This window comes from Streptomyces mayteni, from assembly GCF_054783955.1.
Window position 1 is genome coordinate 49,277 of record NZ_BAAGPR010000005.1, and the last position, 21,118, is coordinate 70,394.

The 21,118-nt window shown below is 72.0% G+C and carries 19 protein-coding genes, 1 tRNA gene and 1 pseudogene; 16 read left to right on the top strand and 5 right to left on the bottom strand.

The window, feature by feature from the left end:
* Positions 1 to 39: 39 nt before the first annotated feature.
* Positions 40 to 633, top strand: a complete 594-nt coding sequence (locus ACYVPE_RS03790) for a DUF6506 family protein (protein WP_461031929.1) — start codon at positions 40 to 42, stop codon at positions 631 to 633.
* A gap of 105 nt (positions 634 to 738) precedes the next feature.
* Positions 739 to 801 (top strand): annotated as a pseudogene (locus ACYVPE_RS03795) (hypothetical protein); the annotation flags it as partial.
* Positions 802 to 804: 3 nt separating this feature from the next.
* Here ACYVPE_RS03795 and ACYVPE_RS03800 read toward each other — a convergent pair.
* Positions 805 to 2,685, bottom strand: a complete 1,881-nt coding sequence (locus ACYVPE_RS03800) for an acyl-CoA dehydrogenase family protein (RefSeq protein ID WP_461031930.1) — start codon at positions 2,683 to 2,685, stop codon at positions 805 to 807.
* 208 nt (positions 2,686 to 2,893) lie between these two features.
* Here ACYVPE_RS03800 and ACYVPE_RS03805 point away from each other — a divergent pair, with 208 nt between their 5' ends.
* From ACYVPE_RS03805 to ACYVPE_RS03815, 3 genes are read left to right on the top strand one after another with little or no spacing between them, the layout of a single operon-like run.
* The gene (locus ACYVPE_RS03805; protein WP_461031931.1) at positions 2,894 to 4,675 is read left to right on the top strand and encodes a fatty acyl-AMP ligase; all 1,782 of its coding nucleotides are present in this window, start codon (positions 2,894 to 2,896) and stop codon (positions 4,673 to 4,675) included.
* A 44-nt stretch (positions 4,676 to 4,719) separates the two neighbouring features.
* Positions 4,720 to 5,025, top strand: a complete 306-nt coding sequence (locus ACYVPE_RS03810; protein WP_461031932.1) for an acyl carrier protein — start codon at positions 4,720 to 4,722, stop codon at positions 5,023 to 5,025.
* Entirely contained in the window at positions 5,022 to 5,687 is a 666-nt protein-coding gene (locus tag ACYVPE_RS03815) for a GDSL-type esterase/lipase family protein (protein ID WP_461031933.1), read from the top strand. The genes ACYVPE_RS03810 and ACYVPE_RS03815 overlap by 4 nt, the downstream gene beginning before the upstream one ends.
* Positions 5,688 to 5,766: 79 nt before the next feature.
* Here ACYVPE_RS03815 and ACYVPE_RS03820 read toward each other — a convergent pair whose 3' ends face one another.
* Genes ACYVPE_RS03820 through ACYVPE_RS03830 form a run of 3 tightly spaced genes read right to left on the bottom strand, consistent with a single transcriptional unit; the run spans position 5,767 to position 7,756 of the window.
* The gene (locus tag ACYVPE_RS03820; RefSeq protein WP_461031934.1) at positions 5,767 to 6,534 is read right to left on the bottom strand and encodes an SGNH/GDSL hydrolase family protein; all 768 of its coding nucleotides are present in this window, start codon (positions 6,532 to 6,534) and stop codon (positions 5,767 to 5,769) included.
* Positions 6,531 to 6,929, bottom strand: coding sequence for a nuclear transport factor 2 family protein (locus ACYVPE_RS03825; RefSeq protein WP_461031935.1), 399 nt, complete (start codon positions 6,927 to 6,929; stop codon positions 6,531 to 6,533). Before ACYVPE_RS03825 ends, ACYVPE_RS03820 begins: the two co-directional genes overlap by 4 nt.
* A gap of 29 nt (positions 6,930 to 6,958) precedes the next feature.
* The gene (locus ACYVPE_RS03830) at positions 6,959 to 7,756 is read right to left on the bottom strand and encodes an AfsR/SARP family transcriptional regulator (protein ID WP_461031936.1); all 798 of its coding nucleotides are present in this window, start codon (positions 7,754 to 7,756) and stop codon (positions 6,959 to 6,961) included.
* Positions 7,757 to 7,949: 193 nt separating this feature from the next.
* Between ACYVPE_RS03830 and ACYVPE_RS03835 the strand changes: the two genes are divergently transcribed.
* From ACYVPE_RS03835 to ACYVPE_RS03845, 3 genes are all read left to right on the top strand, one after another.
* Complete coding sequence (locus ACYVPE_RS03835; protein ID WP_461031937.1) at positions 7,950 to 8,402, top strand: helix-turn-helix domain-containing protein; 453 nt, start codon at positions 7,950 to 7,952, stop codon at positions 8,400 to 8,402.
* Between the two features lie 74 nt (positions 8,403 to 8,476).
* Positions 8,477 to 9,031, top strand: a complete 555-nt coding sequence (locus ACYVPE_RS03840) for a toxin-antitoxin system, toxin component (RefSeq protein ID WP_461031938.1) — start codon at positions 8,477 to 8,479, stop codon at positions 9,029 to 9,031.
* A gap of 16 nt (positions 9,032 to 9,047) precedes the next feature.
* A complete protein-coding gene (locus tag ACYVPE_RS03845) occupies positions 9,048 to 10,280 on the top strand; it encodes an MAB_1171c family putative transporter (protein WP_461031939.1) in 1,233 nt (410 codons plus the stop codon).
* Between the two features lie 90 nt (positions 10,281 to 10,370).
* Here ACYVPE_RS03845 and ACYVPE_RS03850 read toward each other — a convergent pair.
* A tRNA-Arg gene (locus ACYVPE_RS03850) sits at positions 10,371 to 10,442 on the bottom strand.
* Positions 10,443 to 10,577: 135 nt separating this feature from the next.
* Between ACYVPE_RS03850 and ACYVPE_RS03855 the strand changes: the two genes are divergently transcribed.
* The 8 genes from ACYVPE_RS03855 (at position 10,578) to ACYVPE_RS03890 (ending at position 21,106) form a co-directional block, all read left to right on the top strand.
* Entirely contained in the window at positions 10,578 to 10,985 is a 408-nt protein-coding gene (locus tag ACYVPE_RS03855) for a response regulator (RefSeq protein ID WP_461031940.1), read from the top strand.
* 30 nt (positions 10,986 to 11,015) lie between these two features.
* Complete coding sequence (locus ACYVPE_RS03860) at positions 11,016 to 11,738, top strand: hypothetical protein (RefSeq protein ID WP_461031941.1); 723 nt, start codon at positions 11,016 to 11,018, stop codon at positions 11,736 to 11,738.
* 21 nt (positions 11,739 to 11,759) lie between these two features.
* Entirely contained in the window at positions 11,760 to 13,151 is a 1,392-nt protein-coding gene (gene lysA, locus ACYVPE_RS03865; protein WP_461031942.1) for a diaminopimelate decarboxylase, read from the top strand.
* 91 nt (positions 13,152 to 13,242) lie between these two features.
* Positions 13,243 to 14,535 (top strand): homoserine dehydrogenase, encoded by a 1,293-nt coding sequence (locus ACYVPE_RS03870; protein WP_461031943.1) that lies wholly within the window; start codon positions 13,243 to 13,245, stop codon positions 14,533 to 14,535.
* A gap of 9 nt (positions 14,536 to 14,544) precedes the next feature.
* A complete protein-coding gene (gene thrC, locus ACYVPE_RS03875) occupies positions 14,545 to 15,627 on the top strand; it encodes a threonine synthase (RefSeq protein ID WP_461031944.1) in 1,083 nt (360 codons plus the stop codon).
* Between the two features lie 251 nt (positions 15,628 to 15,878).
* Positions 15,879 to 16,805, top strand: a complete 927-nt coding sequence (gene thrB, locus ACYVPE_RS03880; RefSeq protein WP_461031945.1) for a homoserine kinase — start codon at positions 15,879 to 15,881, stop codon at positions 16,803 to 16,805.
* A 453-nt stretch (positions 16,806 to 17,258) separates the two neighbouring features.
* The gene (gene rho / locus ACYVPE_RS03885; protein ID WP_461031946.1) at positions 17,259 to 19,316 is read left to right on the top strand and encodes a transcription termination factor Rho; all 2,058 of its coding nucleotides are present in this window, start codon (positions 17,259 to 17,261) and stop codon (positions 19,314 to 19,316) included.
* Positions 19,317 to 20,029: 713 nt separating this feature from the next.
* A complete protein-coding gene (locus ACYVPE_RS03890; protein WP_461031947.1) occupies positions 20,030 to 21,106 on the top strand; it encodes an LCP family protein in 1,077 nt (358 codons plus the stop codon).
* Positions 21,107 to 21,118: the final 12 nt, after the last annotated feature.

Consider the following 21,118-nt stretch of genomic DNA (forward strand, 5'->3'; position numbering starts at 1 on the left):
AACGACCCGAACCCACCCGAACTCCGAGGAGCGAACGCCATGTCGCAGTCGGTCGTGATCTACCCGCAGCCGGACGCCGACCCCGGGAAGGACCGCATCGTGTTCGAGGGCGGTGGGCACCGGGTGACGCTCGTCGCGGTGCCTGACGAGGACACGGCGGGGCCGGTGGTGGCCGGGCTGGTCGACGAGGGCGCCGGGCTGGTCGAGTTGTGCGGCGGCTTCGGACCGACCCGCACCGCGAAGGTGATCGCCGAGGTCGGCGACCGGGCCCCGGTCGGCGCGATCGGCTACGCCGGCGAGTCGCTGGCCGCCATCTCCCGCTTCCACCTCGCCTGGTTGGCCGGCGAGGTCCAGTCGGAGCTCTTCCTGGTACTGGTGCCGGGCGCCGACCCCGAACGGGACCGGGTCGTCAAGGACCACGGCGGCGGGGCCCGGTTCACGACGGTGGCGGTACCCGACATCGAGGCCGCCGAACGGGTCGCCGCGCAGGAGGCGGTAGGGCTGATCGAACTCTACGGAGGCTTCGGCGCCGACGCCGCGGCCCGCGTCCACGCGGCCGCCGGCGGCGCTCCGGTCGGCACGGTCGTCTTCGGCATCGACCAACTGGACGCCGCCGCGGCACTCCGCGCCTGAGGCGCCGCCCGGGCCGGGACACCCCCCGCCGGACGGCCACCCGAGGCCCGCGGCGCCACCATCGGCCGGGTCCAGGTCCACTCGCCGCGCGTGCCGAGCTTCGTGGTGTCCACGGAAGTAGTGTTCGGCCTGCCCGACGAGCGCCTGACCATCCGCCACGACGCCGGCTCCTCACCCGCGCCCTACGTCGCCGGCACCCTCGTCGCCATCCGCGCACTCCCCGGCCGCGTCGGCCTCGCCAGGAGCCTTGACACCCTGCTCCTCGGCGCCGCCTGCTGACCCGAGCCGCCGCGGCGCGCCCCCGCCGAGCGCCATGACGGAGAACGGCTCGTCCCGCTTCAGCGCGCCGAGGACCACCCGTTCGAACCGCACCAGATGGTGCTCGGAGAGTTGCCACGAGGGATCGAGTCGCTGGAGGAGCCGTTCCAGACAGAGCACCAGCCAGTGGCCGCTCGCGAACTCGCCGCCCAGCTCGGTCCGGTTGACCAGCCACGTCAGCAGGCAGGAGGCGGCGGCATGGAAGACCGCGTGTTCCCTGGCCGCCGACTGCGCGAGAGTGGAATTGCTGTCCCACTCCGCCGCGCTGGTGACGCGGGAGTGGCTTCGCCCGCGGCGCTCCCGGAACTCCGAGAGGAGATCCGTCAGTTCGGTGGGGACGGCGACGGGGCCCGGTTCGGCGGTGAGGTCGCTCAGCCGCCGCTCGATCTCCTCCCAGCTCCCCGTGATCTCGTCGTGGCCGCCGTTGGTGAGTTGGAGCAGCGAGCCCTGGGGATCCCACGTGGGCGCGTCCCGCGTCATGCCGAAGACCACCTCCAGCAGCCGGCGCCGCTCGGCCGCGGCCTCCGGCGCGACAGGCCGGGAGGCCCGCTTCAGCACATGCGGAAGCTGGTCGGCGACGACGTGCAGGTTCACGTGGGTGGTGCCCTCGAAGATGCTGGCGATGGCGTGATCCCGCTGGAGCTTCTGGAAGACCCCCTCGGCCACTCCCTCCCTGAGGTAGCCGCGGGCGCCGAGGACCGTGGCCATGCTGGCGACGACCTCCTCCGCCACCACGGGCACGAAATACTTCACGACCGAGGACCACAGGCTCAGCCGTCCGGGGGCGACGCCGAGCGACCGCGCGACCGGGATGGCCACGCACTCCCCGATCAGCAGGTCGACGTGGGCCTTGAGCACGTGGTCCCGGATGATGGGCAGGGCGTAGACGGGCTGCCCGTACAGCCGCCGTTCGTGCGCGTACCTCAGGGCGATGCGGATGGTGGCGTCCATCGTGCCGACCGAGAGCGCGGCGATCGCGGTCCGCGTGATCTGAAGTGCCTTCAACGTCTGGACCAGGCCGATTCCCTCACGTCCGATGATCGACGAGGCGGGCAGCCTGGCCCCGTCATAGACGATGCCGCTGAGATCGTGGCCGCGCAGGCCGACGGTCTTCACGAACGGGAGGTTTGACCAGGAGCCCGGCGCCAGCTGCTCCTTGTCGACCAGTAGAAGCGAGAACTTTCGCTCATCGCCCATGCGCGCGAAGGTGGTGACGAAGCGTGCCCGGGTCGCGTTCCCCACTGGCCACTTGGTGCCCGAGAGCACCAGCTGGTCGTCATCGCGCCTGGCCGTCGTCTCGTTGGCGAGCACGTCGCTTCCGTGGTCGGCCTCGGAGACGCCGAAACAGGTGAGCCGGCCACGCAGGATCTCGTGGGCCAGCATCTTCTTCTGGACGTCGGTTCCCCACAGCCAGACCGGATTAGCGCCCAGCAGGGCCGAGCCGAACATGACGGCGACGGTGAGATTCCGCTGCGAAATGGTGCGCGTGACGGAGAAGAGCTCCTCAAGCGTGCCGAACCGGCCGCCGAGAGAAACCGGCACCAGGAACTTCTGAAAGCCCCAGGAACGTACGGCCTCCACCGCGCCGGGCGGCAGCTCTCCGCTCTCCTCCCATGTCACGGCCTCCCGGTACGAGAAGGGTGTTCCCGGCTTCCAGGGATCTCCCAGAAAGGCGTCCAGCTCCATGGCGGCGGCCCGAGCCGACGTCATCGGGGAGTCTTCAGTGCCTGTCATGAGCTTCCTTTCACGTATGCCCGATTCCGACGCACGGCATCCTAGGTTTCCGAAGACGTCGTCGTAACCCCATTCCCGGGCTTCTTATGGTGCGTGCAGCTCTGGCTTTAGTGGTCGATATCCAACCCTTTTTGGTGCGCCGATACCGTGATTCCGTGGCATTGCGGCACTCGAATCTGGCCTTGCGAAAGCGCCAGTGGGGGGATGGATGTACCTGCTGAGGACACCGAGTTTCATCGACATCGTGCAACGGCACTCCACGGCGTCGAGCCGAACGGCGTTCTCCTTCGTGCGGAACGCCAGGAGCGGCACCGTCAACGAGACGCTCACCTACCGGAATCTGGACACCGCGGCGCGCGCGGTCGCCGCCCACCTCATCGCCAACGGCGGTCCCGGGCAACGCGTGCTGCTGCTCTTCCCGGAGGGCCTCGACTTCGTCAAGGCCTTCGCCGGCTGTCTCTACGCGGGCGCCGTGGCCGTGCCGGCACCGCTGCCGGACCGCTTCCCGGCGAGCATCGACCGGACGGCCGGCATCCTGCGGGACGCGGACGTCACGACCGTTCTCACGGACGGGGCGCACCGCGCGTTCGTCGGCGACTGGCTGGCCGCCCAGCACATGACAGCGGTGGCCTGTCACGACGTCGGCGCGCTGGTCGACGATACGGCGGCCGCCTGGCGGGCCCCGGAAACCGGCACGGGCCCCGACGACCTGGCCTTCCTCCAGTACACCTCGGGCTCGACGAGTGAGCCCAAGGGCGTGATGGTCTCCCACCGGAACCTGCTGGCCAACCTGGAGTCGATCCACCGCGTGATCGACAGCACACCCGACATGAGCGCGGTGGGTTGGCTCCCCGGCATCCACGACATGGGGCTCGTCGGACAGTTCCTGTCCGTCCTCTATGCCGGCGGCCACCTGGTGTTCATGCCGCCGAACGAGTTCCTTCGTCACCCGTACCGCTGGTTGAGCCTCGTCAGCGACGTCCGCGCGACCCACACGGTCGCTCCGAACTTCGCCTACGAACTGTGCCTGCGGCGCGTCACCGACGAACAGGTCAGCGCTCTTGACCTGTCCAGCCTGTCGGTCGTCCTCAACGGCGCGGAGCCGATACGCGCCGCGACGCTCGACGCCTTCGCCGAGCGCTTCGCCCCGGCCGGCTTCGACCCGGCGGCCTTCTCGCCGTGCTACGGCATGGCGGAGGCCACCCTGTTGGTCTCGGCAAGCCCGCGGCTCGCCACGCCGGTCACCGTCGCGGTCGACACCGAGGCGTTGGCCAAGGGGGAGCTCACCAGGGTGGCACCTGAGGCCGGGGACGGCGGCCCGAGCCGACGCCTGGTCAGCAGCGGACGACCCCAGGGGTGCGAGGTGCTGATCGTCGATCCCGAGGGCCACGCCGTCCTGCCCGACGGTCACGTCGGCGAGATCTGGTTGCGCGGCGACTCCGTGTCACGTGGCTACTGGCGCCACGACGCGCTGTCCGAGGAGACGTTCGGCCAGCCGGGCCCCGCGCCAGGAACGCCGGACGGTTGGCTGCGCACCGGCGACCTCGGGGCTCTCCTGGACGGGGAGCTGTTCGTGAGCGGAAGGCTCAAGGACATGGTGGTCATCGGTGGGCGCAACCTCTACCCGCAGGACATGGAGCACGTCGTGCAGGAGTGCGACGGGCGGCTGCGGGGCTGCGCCTGCGTGGTCTTCGCCCTCGCCGACGGCAGCGAGGGCGTCGTGGTGGTTCAGGAAGCCAGGCCGACGCTCTTCCGCGCGGACGCCACCGCCGAGGTGGCGGGGGCGATCCGGCGCGCCCTGGCCCGGGAGTTCGACGTCGTGCCGCGGGCCGTTCTCCTGACCCGGCCAGGAACGGTGCGGAAGACGACGAGCGGAAAGGTCCGTCGTTCGCTGATGAGGCAGCTCTACCTCGACGGCGCGATCGACGGAGCGCGCTACGAGCAGGAACGCCTGCCCGGGCCCCCGCGCCGACCGACTGGGCCGGCCTGAGACCGAGAAAGACCGAATCAATGTCTGAGGAGACACACACGAACATGGACGACAACACCAAGACGGTTGCGGCGCAGGTCGACGAGTTCAGGTCGTGGCTGATCGAGCGCGTGGCCTTCTACCTGGACCAGTCGCCCGAGACCATCGACCCCGCCGTGGAACTCGCCGAGTACGGGATGGACTCCGTCTACGCCATCAGCGTCATCAGCGACATCGAGGACCGGCTGCACCAGGAACTGGACATGGAGGAGGTACGCCAGCACCGCACGGTCGACGCGCTGGTCGACCACCTCGCGCGACTTACCGGTGGCGCGCTGGGCCCGGCACCGTCCGCGGAGGCCTCGTCGTGACACCGCCGACTCCCCGTCTTCCGGTCGGGAGCCCACTCCTGGTCGCACTGGGCGACTCCATGGTGTGCGGTCGCGAGGACCCGGACCCGGCGGGCGGATGGTACGGATGGGTCGCGCGCCTCGCCCGCCACCTGGGCATCCCTCGGGACCGGGTGGCCAACACGGCCGTCGAAGGCGCCCTGGCCGTCGACGTCGTCAACGACCAGGTGCGCCTGGTGCGGGACGTGAGGCCCCGCCTCGTGGCCTTCAGCTGCGGGATGAACGACGTCACCGGGGGCACCGACCCGGAGGTCGTGTCGCGCGCGATGGAGACACTCCTGACCTGGGCGACCGGAACGGACGCGCTCGTGCTCACCACCGGCCTGTTGCCGTGCTGGTCCAAGATGCGGATCTCCCGGATACGGCGGGCACGTCTGGAAGGCGCCGTCGCGCGGTTCAACGAGGAGTTGGCGGCGCGCGCCGCCGCCCGCCACGGTGTTCTCTGCCTCGACCCGACCACGCTACCTGGCGTGTCCGACCCGGGGATGTGGGCCGCCGACGGCATTCACCTGTCGCCCTCGGGGCATGAGGCCGTCGCTCAGGGGTTCGCCCGGCTGGCGCGGCGGCGACTGCCTCTGGAGACGTCCGGCCGCCTGTCGCTGGGCCTTGGCATGGAGGCCTGATCCGGCGACGGCCGCCAGGTGCCGGGCCCGGTCCACCTCGGTGGACCGGGCCCGGCGATCGCCTGGGCGTCGACAGGACCTAGCCGTGTCGCAACGAGGCGAGAACGGGTGTCAGGAACGCGGCGGCCACCTCGGCGTATCCGTGCGCCGACGGGTGGAACCGGTCCGTGGCGAAGAAGGCGTGCGGCCGGTCCGCCATCGCCTCGACCGGCAGCGCGACGTAGAACGCGCCGCGGTCCTCGGCGCTCTCCCGCAGCACCCGGTCCATGAGGCGGGCCCGCAGGCCGAGCACCGCGCGCAGCGGCTGCGGGAGGGCGGGGAAACGCCGCACCGGCGGCATGCCGGAGAATCCCACGGGAACGTCCGTGCCCAACTGATCGCGGATCGTGGCGACCAGGGCCTCGATGTCCCGCCGCCAGGCGGCGAGCCCACGGAACCTGAGCAGGTCGTTGATTCCCACCACGACGACCACCAGGTCCGGCGGCCCGTCGTCGGTCTCGGTGACGCCGATCGACCCCTTGGCCAGCTTCCGCGCGGTGGACTCGGCGGTCGCGCCGCTGCGCGCCACCACGCGCCAGGCCACGGCCCGCGCCGTCCCGGCCGCCAGACGCTTGGCGAGTTGGCCGGCCAGCGCGGCACTGTGGTGCGGCACGCCCACCCCCGCGGCCATCGAGTCCCCGACCACGAGCAGCCGTAGGCCGGGCTCCTCACCGTGGACCTCCCCGTGGACGCCCTGTGCCTCGGGCAGGCGCGGGGTCCGCCGCTTCACCCACAGCATCTGCGGCAGCAGCGCCGGCAGGAAGAGCAGCGACAGGCGATGGGCGGCGCGCAGCGCGTGATCCGTCATCGGGCGGTGGCCTCCTCGACGCGGGCCCCGACGACCCGGGCCAGCGTCATCGCCGCCGGCAGCGGGCGCACCATGACGGTCAGATCGGTCACCAGACCCGCGGCGTCGAAGGTCAGCAGGTCAATGCCCTGAAGGCGCTTCCCCCCCACCCGTGCCGTGAAGACCAGCCCGGCGGCGTGCTCGTCGAGGGCCAGCGCCTCGCCGCGCAGCTCGTGGGTGTAGCGGAAGTCCTCGAAGACCTCCGACAGGACGCTGAGGAACGCGACGAGCTTCTCGCGCCCGCGGTACGGATGGACCATGACCGGGCTGAAGAACGTGGCGTCCGGCGCGAGTGTGCGTTCCAAGGCGGTCATGTCGCGCGCCTCGAGGGCCTTGCGGAAGGCGTTGCTGTCCATGGGCGGTGTCCTTTCACGAGAGCACGTCGTCACGAGGCCAGCGCGTCGCTGGTCTCCAGGGCAGGGTCGCGGTTGAGAATCGCCTGGTGGAGGGAACGCAGGTTGGCGCCGGGCTCCAGGCCGATCTCCGACACCAGGAGGCTGCGGATCCTCATGTAGGTCGCGAGCGCCTCGACGGTCCGGCCGCAGCGGTACTGGGCCAGCATCAGGTGGCCGTACAGACCTTCGCGCAGTGGGTGCTGTGTGACGAGTTCGGTGAGGCGCGGCAGGGCGTCCTGGTGGCGGTCCAGCCGCAGTTCGAGGGCGATGCGGTACTCCTGGGCGAGGATCCGGTCCTCGTTGAGGCGTTCAGCTCCGGCCGCGATCTCGGGCAAGCCCCTGACGTCGGCCAGTGCGGGCCCGCGCCACAGCTCGAGCGCCTGCCCGAGCAACGCGGCGGCGCGCGTGAGATCCCCCGCGCCCTCGGCGATGGCCGCGCGGCGCCGCAGCGCTTCGAACTGGGTGGCGTCGAGCTCGTCACCCTCGAGAACGAGGGCGTATCCGGAGGACTCCGTCACCAGTCGCGGGTACGCCCCCTGGCCCCGCTGGCCCTCCTGATGCCGAGTAAGGTGCCCGCGCAGCCTGGACACGTAGACCTGGAGCGCTGTCCTGGCCGTCCGTGGTGGCGCCGCGTTCCACAGCTGCTCGATGAGATGGTCGGTGACGACGACGTGGTTGGCGTTGAGCATCAGCAGCGCGAGAAGCTCGCGGTGCTTCAACGCGCTGGGTGTGATCGAGCCCCCGGTCTCCCGGTACAGGGCGACGGGACCTAACAGGCCAAACCTCAAGGTGAACTCCCCCCGGTGTTCTTGCCCTTACGAGGCGTGCGCGGTTGACTGCATCTCGCACTCGTCAACTGGTAGTTGAATCACTAAGGGAGAGGCTAGTCTGGGCTACGGCGGCCTTGTCAACCCTCAGTTGAACGGCGACATGTGATCTGAGACTGCGAGTCCAGCGCGCGAGAACGATGGTGATCAGGTGATGAACTCCCGGGGACGGCCAGCGCTGTCCGACCTCCTTGAGCGGCTGTTCGACAGCATCCGGCCCGCCGGCCTGCACGGCCCCAGATACACCAACGAAGAGGTGGCGGTCGCGGTCAAGAAGGAGTCGCCCGACGTCCGGGTGAGCGGTGCCTATCTCTCCGCCCTGCGCCGCGGCTCGAAGAGAAATCCCTCGACCGAGTTGCTACGGGCTCTGGCACACTTCTTTGGAGTGCCTGCCTCCTACTTCCTCGACGAAGGGACCGCTAGGCATGTGGATGCCGAGATCGCGCTCGCCAGGGTCATCAGGAACCACGACGTCAGGAACCTCGCGCTGCGAGCCCTCGAGCTCTCCCCCGAGACCCTGGCCGCGGTCACCCAGATCGTCGACGCCGCGCTGCGGGGCGACGGCGCCTCGCCGTCTCCCGGTGCCCGTGACACGGCCGAACCCTAGCCGCCACCCGAGCTGTCCGCCCCGGTCGGCGCGGCGCGGGTGACCCGAAGGCGCCGTACGGGGGGCTACGCGCTGTGAACCAGAGAACCATGCGCCGGATCTGCGCATCGCTGGTCGGTGGCCTGGAGATCAGGCCGCCGGCAGAGCCCGACCAGGTGATGGGCGCCCTGTGTCGGCGGCTGGAAGAGATGACGGGGCGTGAGGTGCGCCATACGCTGGCCGCCTTTCCCCCACACACGGTCAGCGGCCTGTGGGTCGCCACCGGCAGCGCCGACCACATCCTGTGCGAGCGCAACACCAGCCCGTGGCACCAACTCCTCATCACCTGCCACGAGTTCTGGCACATCGTGGAGGGACACCGACTGGGTTCGGCCGGCACGCCAACGCTGACGGGCAGGGAGCTGACCCTGCTCGACGACACCGCGCTCGGCCGCATCCTGGCCACGCGTGGTTCCTTCGACGACGCGGCCGAGCGGGAGGCGGACCTCTTCGCCTCACTGCTCATCGCCCGGCTGACCCGCCGCCGCTCCAGGCCGGACCGGCCCGGCACGGACGCGACCCCGCCCGACGCGGCCATGCATCGGGTGGAGCGGACGTTACGCGGCCAGCCGGACGGGACGTTCCCATGACGGAACGGGCCGGCTGATGGCACGAAGCCTCGGTTACTGGGCGTGCGCGGCGCCGTTGTGGATCCTCTTCGCCGCCAAGCTGGCCGGCCTGCGAAAGCCCCCCCGCGACCGGATGTGCTGGGCGGTGTGCGCGACGGTCTTCGCCTGCGCGGCGATCCTCACCACCAGCGCTCCGGCGACGCTCGGTGCCCTCGATGATCTCGCCGGCGTGCCCAACGTGTCCTTCGTCGTCTCCTTCTCGCTCGTGGTCGTTCTCGCCGCCTCGGTGCGGATCCTCATCGTCTACTGGCGGGAACCGGGCGACGCGGCACACGCGAACACCATCGCACGGCGCTGGATCCTGGGGTACGGCCTCGTGGTGCTCGCCATGGTCATCCTGTTCTGGGCCGGCGACGCCCCCGTCGAGCGGCGCACCGACTTCGAGACGTACTACGCGACCACCCCACTCATCGCCGCGTTCGTCCTGCTCTACCTGGGCGCCCAGGCCGTCGCGCTGGTCAGCGTCATTCGTGGCTGCCGGGGCTGGGCCCGGCTCGCGGGCGATCCATGGCTCAGGCGCGGGCTGTGGCTGATCACCGTCGGCTCGGTCTGCGGACTCGGCGTCAGCACGCTGCGTGGCACGGCCGTGGCGGCGCGCTGGTTCGGCACCAACTGGGACGCCCTGAACACGGTGGCGTCCGTCGTCTGCGCCATGGTGGGACTCACCCTCGGCGCGCTCGGCTTCGCGATCCCCGCCTGGGGCGGACATCTGGCGCGCCTCCGGGACTGGCTCGAGTCATACCGCGACTACCGCGCCGTGTACCCGCTGTGGAACGCGCTACGGACGGCCGTGCCCACCATCGTGCTCCCCGCCCGCATCCCCTGGTGGGATCCTCATGTGCGGCTGACGCGGCGTCTGACCGAGATCAACGACGGGCGGCTCGCCCTGTGGCCCCGGACCGACCAGCGAGTCGCCGAGGCCGCCCGAGCGATGGGCCGCGAGAGAGGTCTCACCGCGGTCGACCTGGAGGCCGTCGTCGAGGCAGCGCTCGTGAAGGGAGCACTCGCGGGCCTCGCCGCCCAACCGCGCCCGGGAGCGGTCGAGGACCGGCCGAAGTCAGTGCCGGAGTCCGCCCGCACGGCTCGCGCGGTGGACGGTCTTGACGAGCGGGAATGGCTGACCCGCGTCTCGCGCGCCTTCGCCGCCTCCCCCATCGTCTCCGACACGGCACGCGCCACGACGCCCCAGAGCAGCGGCCGGTCTCGATGACGGCGGTCGTCCCGCACACACCAAAGCCCCGCACCAACCAACTCGGCTGGTCGCGGGGCTTGTTGGCACCTGCATCTCGTGAACGCGAGGTGCCCCCGGCAGGATTCGAACCTGCGCACACGGCTCCGGAGGCCGTTGCTCTATCCCCTGAGCTACGGGGGCGACGGGAAGAACATTACCAGCTCAGGGAGGGGGTCCGCACCGTGGTTTCCGTACGTGGGTGCGGGAGGGGCTACTCCCGGGTAGAAGTTGGCGAAAGGCCGGACGGGGAGGGTGGTACGCGCTTACTCTGGCTGTGTGCCAGGCGCTTGCGGTCGGGTCCTCGTCGTCGACGACAGCCAGGTCATCCGGCAGTTGATCAGGGTCAACCTCGAGCTTGACGGGTTCGAGGTCATGACCGCGTGCGACGGCGCCCAGTGTCTCGAGGTCGCGCACCTGTTCCGGCCCGACGTGATCACGCTGGACCTGGTGATGCCGCGGCTCGACGGGCCGCGGACGGTGGATCGGCTGCGGCTCGATCCGCGGACGTGGCACATTCCGCTGGTGGTGGTCAGCGCCAGCGTCGGCGGTGAGCGGGAGCTGCCCGAGGGGGTCGACGGGGTGGTGGCGAAGCCGTTCGAGCCGGCCGAGCTGGTGATGCTGGTGCGGCGGCTGTGCGAGGAGGGCCGTCCCGGGGTTGTCCAGCTGGCAAAACGGCTCGCGTAGCGGTGGAGCGCTTCTCGTACGCTGGTCGCCGTGACCCCGGAAGTGATCTCGTCTGTGCTGCGTGAGGCGGCGCGCGAGTTCGGGGTGGCCGGGATTCGGCCCGCCCTGCGGTGGCGGGACGGGGTGTGGGTGACCGGCGTCGCGATGAAGCTGGCGGGCCCCGCCGGGCTGCCGGCGCGGGAGGTCGCGGAGCGGCTCGGGGAGCGGCTGCGGGCCGTGCCGGGGGTGCGCGGCGTGGGGATCGGCGGGGGTGGGTTCCTCGAGGTGGGGCTCGAGGACCGGGCGTTGGTCGGGGAGATTCTCCGGCGGGCGCGGCCCGCGGCGGTGGCGGAGGATCCGGCACGGGACGCCGGGCGGTGGGTCGCCGTCGTGGGGGGACGGGACGCGCTGGTGCAGCGGGAGGGGAATCCGCTGTTCCGGGTGCGGTACGCGCAGGCGCGGGCCAGGGGGCTCGTGCGGGAGGCGGGCCGGATGGGGCTGACGCCCGAGCCGGGGCACGTCCCCGGCGAGGGGGCCCTCGTGGGCGCGCTCGGGGAGCACCCGTGGGACGGGGAGCCGACCCGGGTGGCGCGGTCGTTGGTGCGGGTCGCGGACGCGTTCGGGGGGAGCGAGGCCATGCGGCGGGCGCTGCCGTGGGGGGACGAGAAACCCTTGGCCGTCCACCGGTCCCGGCTGGCACTCGCCCAGGCCGCCGGGGTGGTGCTGGTCGACGGCCTGACCCGGTTGGGCGTCAGTGCACCCGAGCATGTCTGAGACAGAAAGTCAGAGAGTCCCATGAGTCGTTCCGCCCACCCGGCCGGTCCCAGGCACGGCGACGTGCTGCCCGAGGGCCACTACGCGGCGCCGCCCGCCGACCTCAACGTGCTGGACGAGAAGGTCTGGGCCAGGACCGTCGAACGTGACGAGGAGGGGGAGATCCGGGTCGGGGGCGTCGGGGTCCTGGCGTTGGCCGAGGAGTTCGGGACGCCCGCGTACTTCCTCGACGAGTCCGACTTCCGGGCCAGGTGCCGGGCCTGGCGGGAGGCGTTCGGGGCGGAGGCCGACGTCTTCTACGCCGGCAAGGCGTTCCTCTCGCGGGCCGTGGTGCGCTGGCTCACCGAGGAGGGTCTCAACCTCGACGTCTGCTCGGGCGGCGAGCTGAGCACCGCGCTGGCCGGCGGGATGCCGGCGGGCCGGATCGCGTTCCACGGCAACAACAAGTCGGCGGCCGAGATCGAGCGCGCCGTCGAGGCCGGGGTCGGCCGGATCGTGGTCGACTCGTTCGAGGAGATCGAGCGGGTCGCTGCCGCGGCCAGGGCGGCCGGGGTGCGGCAGGGCGTGCAGATCCGGGTCACCGTCGGCGTCGAGGCGCACACCCACGAGTTCATCGCCACCGCGCACGAGGACCAGAAGTTCGGCATGTCGCTGGCGGGCGGGACGGCGGCGGAGGCGGTGCGTCGGGCGCTCGCCGAGGACAGCCTCGAACTGCTCGGGCTGCACTCGCACATCGGCTCGCAGATCTTCGACATGTCGGGCTTCGAGGTGTCGGCGCGCCGGGTGGTCGCGCTGCTCGCGCAGGTGCGGGACGAGCACGGCGTCGAGCTGGCGGAGATCGACCTCGGCGGCGGCCTCGGCATCGCCTACACCTCGGAGGACGACCCGCAGGGGCCCGCGGAGATCGCCAAGGCGCTGCGGGAGATCGTCTCGCGGGAGTGCGAGGTGGCCCGGTTGACGACGCCGCGGATCTCGGTGGAGCCGGGTCGGGCGATCGTCGGTCCGACCGCGTTCACCCTCTACCGGGTGGGGACGATCAAGCCGCTGCCCGGGCTGCGGACGTACGTCAGCGTGGACGGCGGGATGTCCGACAACATCAGGACGGCGCTGTACGACGCCGAGTACTCGGTGGCGCTCGCGTCGCGCCGCTCGGACGCCCCGCCGATGCTGGCGCGGGTGGTGGGCAAGCACTGCGAGAGCGGTGACATCGTGGTCAGGGACGCCTACCTGCCCGCCGACACCGGGCCTGGCGACCTGATCGCCGTGCCGGCCACCGGCGCCTACTGCCGGTCCATGGCCAGCAACTACAACCACACCCCGCGCCCGCCCGTCGTCACCGTGGCGGACGGCCGGGCCGGCGTCATCGTGCGGCGGGAGACCGAGGAGGATCTCCTGCGGCTCGACGTGGGCTGAGGAGAAGCGTCCGCATAGTGAACCGGGGTGCGGGGATCTTTCCCGGGTGCGTGAGACTGGACAGGACACGAGAGCTGAGAGGCGAGGTCGAATGGTGAGCGATCGGCCGTTGAAGGTGGCGCTGCTCGGATGCGGAGTCGTGGGCTCCCAGGTGGCCCGCCTGATGACGACGCACGCCGACGACCTCGCCGCCCGGATCGGCGCCCCGGTCGAGCTGGCCGGGGTGGCCGTGCGGCGGCCGGCCAAGGCGCGCGGCGGGGTCGCCCCGCACCTGGTCACCTCCGACGCGGCGGGGCTCGTGGCCCGCGGCGACATCGACGTGGTGGTGGAGCTGATCGGCGGCATCGAGCCGGCCAGGAGCCTGATCAACGCCGCGTTCGACGCGGGCGCCAGCGTCGTCACCGCCAACAAGGCGCTGCTCGCCCAGGACGGCCCCGCGCTGCACGCCGCCGCCGAGGAGCACGGCGCCGACCTCTACTTCGAGGCCGCGGTGGCCGGCGCCATCCCGCTGCTGCGACCGCTGCGCGAGTCGCTGGCCGGCGACAAGGTCAACCGGGTGCTCGGCATCGTCAACGGCACCACCAACTTCATCCTGGACCGCATGGAGTCCAGCGGCGCCGGCTACGGCGAGGCGCTGGAGGAGGCCACGGCGCTCGGCTACGCCGAGGCCGACCCGACGGCGGACGTCGAGGGCTTCGACGCCGCCGCCAAGGCCGCGATCCTGGCCGGCATCGCCTTCCACACCCGGGTGCGCCTCGACGACGTGCACCGCGAGGGCATCACGGAGGTGACCGCGGCCGACATCGCCAGCGCCCGCAAGATGGGCTGCACCGTGAAGCTGCTGGCGATCTGCGAGCGCGCCGAGGACGGACGCTCGGTGACCGCCAGGGTGCACCCGGCGATGATCCCGCTCGGCCACCCGCTGGCCTCGGTCCGCGAGGCGTACAACGCGGTCTTCGTCGAGGCCGACGCGGCCGGCCAGCTGATGTTCTACGGCCCGGGCGCCGGCGGCGCGCCCACCGCCTCCGCGGTGCTCGGCGACCTCGTCGCGGCCTGCCGCAACAAGCTCGGCGGCGGCCGCGGCCCTGGCGAGTCGGCGTACGCGGCGCTGCCGGTCAGCCCGATGGGTGAGGTGGTCACCCGCTACCACATCAGCCTCGACGTCGTTGACAAACCGGGCGTGCTCGCCCAGTGCGCCACGGTCTTCGCCGACCACGGGGTCTCGATCGACACCGTGCGCCAGACCGGCAAGGACGGCGAGGCGCAGCTCGTCGTCGTCACCCACCGGGCACCCGACGCCGCGCTGAGCGGAACCGTCGAGGCGCTGCGCAGAATGGACACCGTGCATGGCGTCGCGAGCATCATGCGCGTCGAAGGGGAGTAGGACCACCGCATGAGCAGCAGCATCGTCAGCAACACCAGCCGCCAGTGGCGCGGCGTGATCGAGGAGTACCGCGACCGGCTGCCGGTGACCGACGCGACGCCCGTGGTGTCGCTGCGCGAGGGCGGCACCCCGCTGGTGCTGGCCCAGCGGGTCTCCGAGCGGGTGGGCTGCGAGGTCCACCTCAAGGTCGAGGGCGCCAACCCGACCGGCTCCTTCAAGGACCGCGGCATGACCATGGCCATCTCCAAGGCCAAGGAGGAGGGCGCGCAGGCCGTCATCTGCGCCTCCACGGGCAACACCTCCGCCTCCGCCGCCGCCTACGCGGTGCGGGCCGGGATGGTCTGCGCGGTGCTGGTCCCGCAGGGCAAGATCGCGCTCGGCAAGATGGGCCAGGCGCTGGTGCACGGCTCCCGGATCCTCCAGGTCGACGGCAACTTCGACGACTGCCTGACGCTGGCCCGCGGCCTGTCGGAGAAGTACCCGGTTGCGCTGGTGAATTCGGTCAACCCGGTGCGCATCGAGGGCCAGAAGACGGCGGCGTTCGAGATCGTCGACATGCTCGGCGACGCCCCTGACATCCACGTGCTGCCGGTCGGCAACGCGGGCAACATCAGCGCGTACTGGAAGGGTTACCGCGAGTACGCGGCCGACGGGCCCGCCACCCACACCCCGCGGATGTGGGGCTACCAGGCGTCGGGCTCCGCCCCGATCGTGCGCGGCGAGCCGGTGAAGGACCCGTCCACCATCGCCACCGCCATCCGGATCGGCAACCCGGCCTCCTGGGAGCAGGCGGAGCGCGCCAGGGACGATTCCGGCGGCCGGATCGACGAGGTGACCGACCGTCAGATCCTCGCCGCCTACCGGCTGTTGGCCGCCGGCGAGGGCGTCTTCGTCGAGCCCGCCTCCGCCGCGTCCGTGGCCGGGCTGCTGAAGGCCGCCGAGCAGGGCCTGGTCGACCCGGGCCAGCGGATCGTCTGCACGGTCACGGGCAACGGCCTCAAGGACCCGGACTGGGCCGTCGCCGGCGCGCCCCGCCCGGTCACCGTGCCGGTCGACGCGGACGCGGCGGCCGAGCGCCTGGGTCTCGCGTAACGCGCGCGACGCCCGAGGTCAGGGGCGTCGCGCGGGGTCGGCGGGGTGAGCGGCGACACCACCCCGCCCTGTATCGCGTCTGAACCTTCCTTCGCTAGGCTGGTATTCGTCCTCCGCAGTGGGATGCCACTCGCACCAGACGTCAGCGCCCCGGACAATCAGCACCATCCACCGGCGCGGTGCGAGCAGATCCTGTGTGGACACGTCTGTGGGGACACGCCGCACATCTCACCAAGGAGAGTCATCGAGCGATGGCCCATCCCGCCTTCCGCGCCGCCGCCGTCCGGGTTCGCACCCCGGCGACCAGCGCAAATCTGGGCCCTGGATTCGACGCGCTCGGTCTGGCCCTCGGGCTCTACGACGACGTCGTGGTCCGGGTGGCGGACACGGGACTGCACGTCGACATCGCCGGCGAGGGCGCCGACACCCTGCCGCGCGACGAGCGCAACCTGCTGATCCGCACGCTGCGCACCGCCTTCGACGCGCTGGGTGGCCAGCCGCGCGGCCTGGAGGTCGTCTGCGCCAACCGCATCCCGCACGGCCGCGGGCTCGGCTCCTCTTCCGCGGCCATCTGCGCCGGCCTGGTCGCCGCCCGCGCGGTGACCACCGGCGGCGAGGCCCGACTGGACGACGCGGCGCTGCTCGAGCTCGCCGCCGAGATCGAGGGCCACCCGGACAACGTCGCGGCCTGCCTGCTCGGCGGCTTCACCCTCGCCTGGGGCGAGGGCGGCGCGGTCCGGGCCATCCGGATGGACCCGTCGCCCGGGATCGTGCCGGTGGTCTTCGTGCCCGCCAGCCCGCTGGCCACCGAGACGGCGCGCGGCCTGCTGCCGCGCAGCGTGCCGCACGTCGACGCGGCCAGCAACGCGGGGCGCGCCGCGCTGCTGGTGGAGGCCCTGACCAGGCGGCCCGAGCTGCTGCTGCCGGCCACCGAGGACCGGCTCCACCAGGAGTACCGGGCGTCGGCGATGCCGGAGAGCATGGACCTGGTGAACCGGCTGCGCGCCGACGGCGTGCCGGCGGTCATCTCCGGCGCGGGGCCGACCGTGCTCGCCCTCGTGGAGGAGGGTGCCGCGGACAAGATCTCCCGTCTGGCCGGCGACGGTTGGACGGCGAACCGGCTCGAGCTGGACACCGCGGGAGCCTGTGTGCTGCCGCTGTCCGGGGCCGCTCAGTGACGCGACCCGACCCCGCCCACGCGGCGGATCGGGTCGCCGTCGACCAGGCGATCGCGCGCGATCGCCGCAGATCGGCCGGGACCGCCGGAGATCCCGAATCGATCAGCGAGAGGGGGAATGAAGGCAGGATCCGGTAGTGTTAATCTCATGTCTGCACGAAGCGCCCTGGTGGGCGTCGTGCGGAATTCCGGGGTCCCACATCCTGGGGCCACCTCTTTCTTCCGGGAGCCTCCATCACCAGCCTGAGCAGCCTGCCTGGCGGTGTTGAGCCCGCTCCGGAACGGTGCGGCGGTTCACTGTGACATCCCCCCGCACCAGCATCAACTGATCTTCCGCCGCGATCACAGGCGGGATTACCGCACCGGCCGGCCCGCCGCACAAGGGCCGCAGCCGGACAGCACGACCGGTCGCCGAGCCAGACAGGCCGACGTCCGCTCCAGGGAAGGACCCTTAGTGAGCGACACCACCGATCTGATGGGCGTGAGTGCCGACACCGCCGACAAGTCTGCCGGTGCTGCCACCGCGTCCGCCACGGACGCTCCTGCCGCCACCGCCGCGCCCAAGCGCCGGCGTTCCGGTACCGGCCTCGACGGCATGGTTCTGGCCGAGTTGCAGCAGGTCGCCGCCAAGCTGGGGATCAGGGGCACGGCGCGGATGCGCAAGAGCCAGCTGATCGAGGTCATCAAGGAGAAGCAGGCCGCCGGATCCGGCGGCTCCGCGGCCGCGAGCGCGGACAGCAAGTCCGCCGAGGCCGCGCCCGCCACCGAGAAGCCCAAGCGGCGTACCACTTCGCGGGCGCGCACGGGTGACGAGGCCACCGCTCAGCAGCAGATCGAGATTCCCGGCCAGGCCGCCGAGGCCAAGGCCGAGCCCAAGGCCGAAGGCAAGGGCGAGAGCAGGACCAGGGCCGCCGTCAACGGCACGGCGTCGATCGCCGAGACCGAGCGCGAGGCGTCCGCCCCGGCCGCCGACACCGCTTCCGGCGAGCGTGGCGGCAAGGGTGACGGATCGTCCGCCGAACGGCCCAAGCGGGAGCGCGGGCGCCGCGACAAGGGCGCCGGCCAGGGCCAGGGGCAGGGCGGCCAGGGCCAGAGCGCCGGCCAGGGCGGTCAGAACCAGGGCCAGGGCCAGGGCAAGGACGGCCAGAACAAGGACGGCCAGGGGCAGGGCCGGAGCCGCGACCGTGATCGTGACCGGGGCGGCGACCGGGACCGCGACCGTGACCGCGACCGGGGTGGCGACCGGGACCGCGACCGTGATCGCGGCGGCGACGACGACTTCGACGGCGGCCGGCGCGGCCGGCGCGGCCGCTACCGCGACCGTCGCGGTCGGCGCGGCCGCGACGAGGTCGTGGAGCCGCAGGTCGCCGACGACGACGTGCTGATCCCCGTCGCCGGCATCCTCGACATCCTCGACAACTACGCGTTCGTCCGCACCTCCGGCTACCTCCCCGGCCCCAACGACGTCTACGTCTCGCTCGCCCAGGTCCGCAAGAACGGCCTGCGCAAGGGCGACCACGTCACCGGCGCCGTCCGGCAGCCGCGCGACGGGGAGCGGCGCGAGAAGTTCAACGCGCTGGTCCGGCTGGACTCCGTCAACGGCATGGCCGCCGAATCCGGCCGCGGCCGCGCGGAGTTCAACAAGCTGACCCCCCTCTACCCGCAGGAGCGGCTCCGCCTGGAGTGCGACCCGGGCGCGCTGACCACCCGGATCATCGACCTCGTCTCGCCCATCGGCAAGGGCCAGCGCGGTCTGATCGTGGCCCCGCCGAAGACCGGCAAGACCATGATCATGCAGGCGGTGGCCAACGCCATCACCCGCAACAACCCCGAGTGCCACCTGATGGTCGTCCTCGTCGACGAGCGTCCCGAAGAGGTCACCGACATGCAGCGCTCGGTGAAGGGCGAGGTCATCTCCTCGACCTTCGACCGGCCGTCCGAGGACCACACCACGGTCGCCGAGCTGGCCATCGAGCGCGCCAAGCGGCTCGTCGAGCTCGGCCACGACGTGGTCGTGCTGCTCGACTCCATCACCCGCCTCGGCCGCGCCTACAACCTGGCGGCCCCGGCCTCCGGGCGCATCCTGTCCGGTGGTGTCGACTCGGCCGCGCTCTACCCGCCGAAGAAGTTCTTCGGCGCGGCGCGCAACATCGAGGACGGCGGCTCGCTGACCATCCTGGCCACCGCGCTGGTCGAGACCGGCTCGCGGATGGACGAGGTGATCTTCGAGGAGTTCAAGGGCACCGGCAACATGGAGCTCAAGCTCGACCGCAAGCTGGCCGACAAGCGGATCTTCCCGGCGGTGGACGTGGACGCGTCCGGCACGCGCAAGGAGGAGATCCTGATGGGCAGCGATGAGCTAGCCGTCGTCTGGAAACTGCGGAGGGTGTTGCACGCGCTCGACCAGCAGCAGGCGATCGAGCTGCTGCTGGACAAGATGAAGCAGACGAAGTCCAACGCGGAGTTCCTGCTGCAGATTCAGAAGACGACGCCGGGGCCGAACGGCGACTGACGGCCGGGCGGCGGGGGGGGGGGGGGGGGGGGGGGGGTTCTTCCCCACCCGCCCGCCCCTTTGCGCTCCCGCGCGGGGTCCTCCCCACCCTCCCCCAGCTAACGCTGGGAGGTGCCCCCACGAGCCCTTTGTTCCGCGCTTCGCGCGGGGTGGCGGCTGCGCCGCCGCGACGGTGCGGCTGGCGTTTGGCCGCGGGCCGGGGGTGTTGCCCCACCCGCCCGCCCTCTTTGTTGCGCTCCGCGCGGGGTGGCGGCTCCGCCGCCCCAGGCCACGGCCTGGGCTGTGTGCCCAGGGCACGAGCCCGAGAGCCGGGCGGCGGAGCCGCCGCGGCCGCGTGGGGCGGCGCCACCCCGCGCAGCGGCCACGCTGGCGCACACGCCAGCGGCCCGCCGCGTCGAACGACGCCGCCCCCCCCGGCGGCGGAGCCGCCGCGGCCCGGGGTAGGCCCCCCACGCGAACAACCCAGCGGCCCGCTCCGCCGGGCCCGCGCAGCGCTGTCCCGCGAAGCGGGAGCCGGCGGCGGGGCCGTAGCCCGGCGCAGCGGCGCCGAACCCCGGCGCCGCCATGGCCCGGGTAGGGCCCGGGCCCCGCGCGGAGCGCGGAACCACGGGGCTTGTGGGGGCACCTCCCAGCGTTAGCTGGGGGAGGGTGGGGGAGAACCGGCCGGCGGGCGTCGGGAGGCGGGGACGGCGGGGAGCCCGCACACTGGGTTGATGGCCCCAAAGGTGGATGGCGGGTCGGGGAGGCAGCGCCTGTGGCGGGTGGTGCGGGTGGGGGCGTTGTGTCTCGCGTTGCTGGTGCTGCTGGCGGGGGCGGGGCTGACCGCGCTGTACGTCAAGTTCGACCGCAACATCTCGCACGTCGACATCGACCGCGCCCTCGGCCGCGACCGGCCGGCGGACAGTCCCAACGGGTCGCTCGACATGCTGGTGCTCGGCTCGGACTCCCGGGCCGGCACGCACGGGGCGTACGGGCAGCACAAGGGCGCCAGGGCCGACACCGCGATGATCGTGCACCTCAACGAGGCCAGGGACGCCGCCACCGTCGTCTCGATCCCGCGGGACACCCTCGTCGACCGGCCCGCCTGTGAGCGTCCTGGTGGGGGCACCGAGCCGGCGCGGGAGCGGGTGATGTTCAACGAGTCGTACAGCGTCGGCGGGCCCGCCTGTGCCGTGAAGACGGTCGAGGAGCTGTCCGGGGTACGGATGGACCACTACGTCGAGGTCGACTTCAAGGGGTTCTCGCAGGTCGTGGACACGCTCGGTGGCGTCGAGGTCACCACCACCCAGGCGGTCAGGGACGAGGACAGCGACCTCGACCTGGGCGCCGGCACCCACACCCTCGACGGGGAGCAGGCGCTGGCCCTGGTGCGCACCAGGAAGGCGCTCGCCGACGGCAGCGACCTCGGGCGGATCCGGCTCCAGCACTCGTTCGTCAGGGCCCTGGCCCGGCAGGTCGACGGGATCGGGCTGTTCGGCGACCCGCGCCGGCTCTACGACATCGCCGACACCACGACCCGCGCCGTCACCACGGACTCGGGACTCGCCTCGGCCTCGAAGCTGGTCGGCCTGGCCCGCACCCTCAAGGGCATCGACCCGGACGAGATGAACATGCTGACGCTCCCCATCACCCTCGACCCGCAGGACCGCAACCGGGTCGTGCCGCTGAAGCGCCAGTCGCGTGACGTGTGGAACGCGCTGCGTGACGACCGGCCGGTGCCGAGGAGCGCCACGGAGGGGTCGGCGGCCGAGCCGCAGCCCCGCGAGCAGGAGGTCATCGCGGGGGAGTAGCGGGGGGAATAG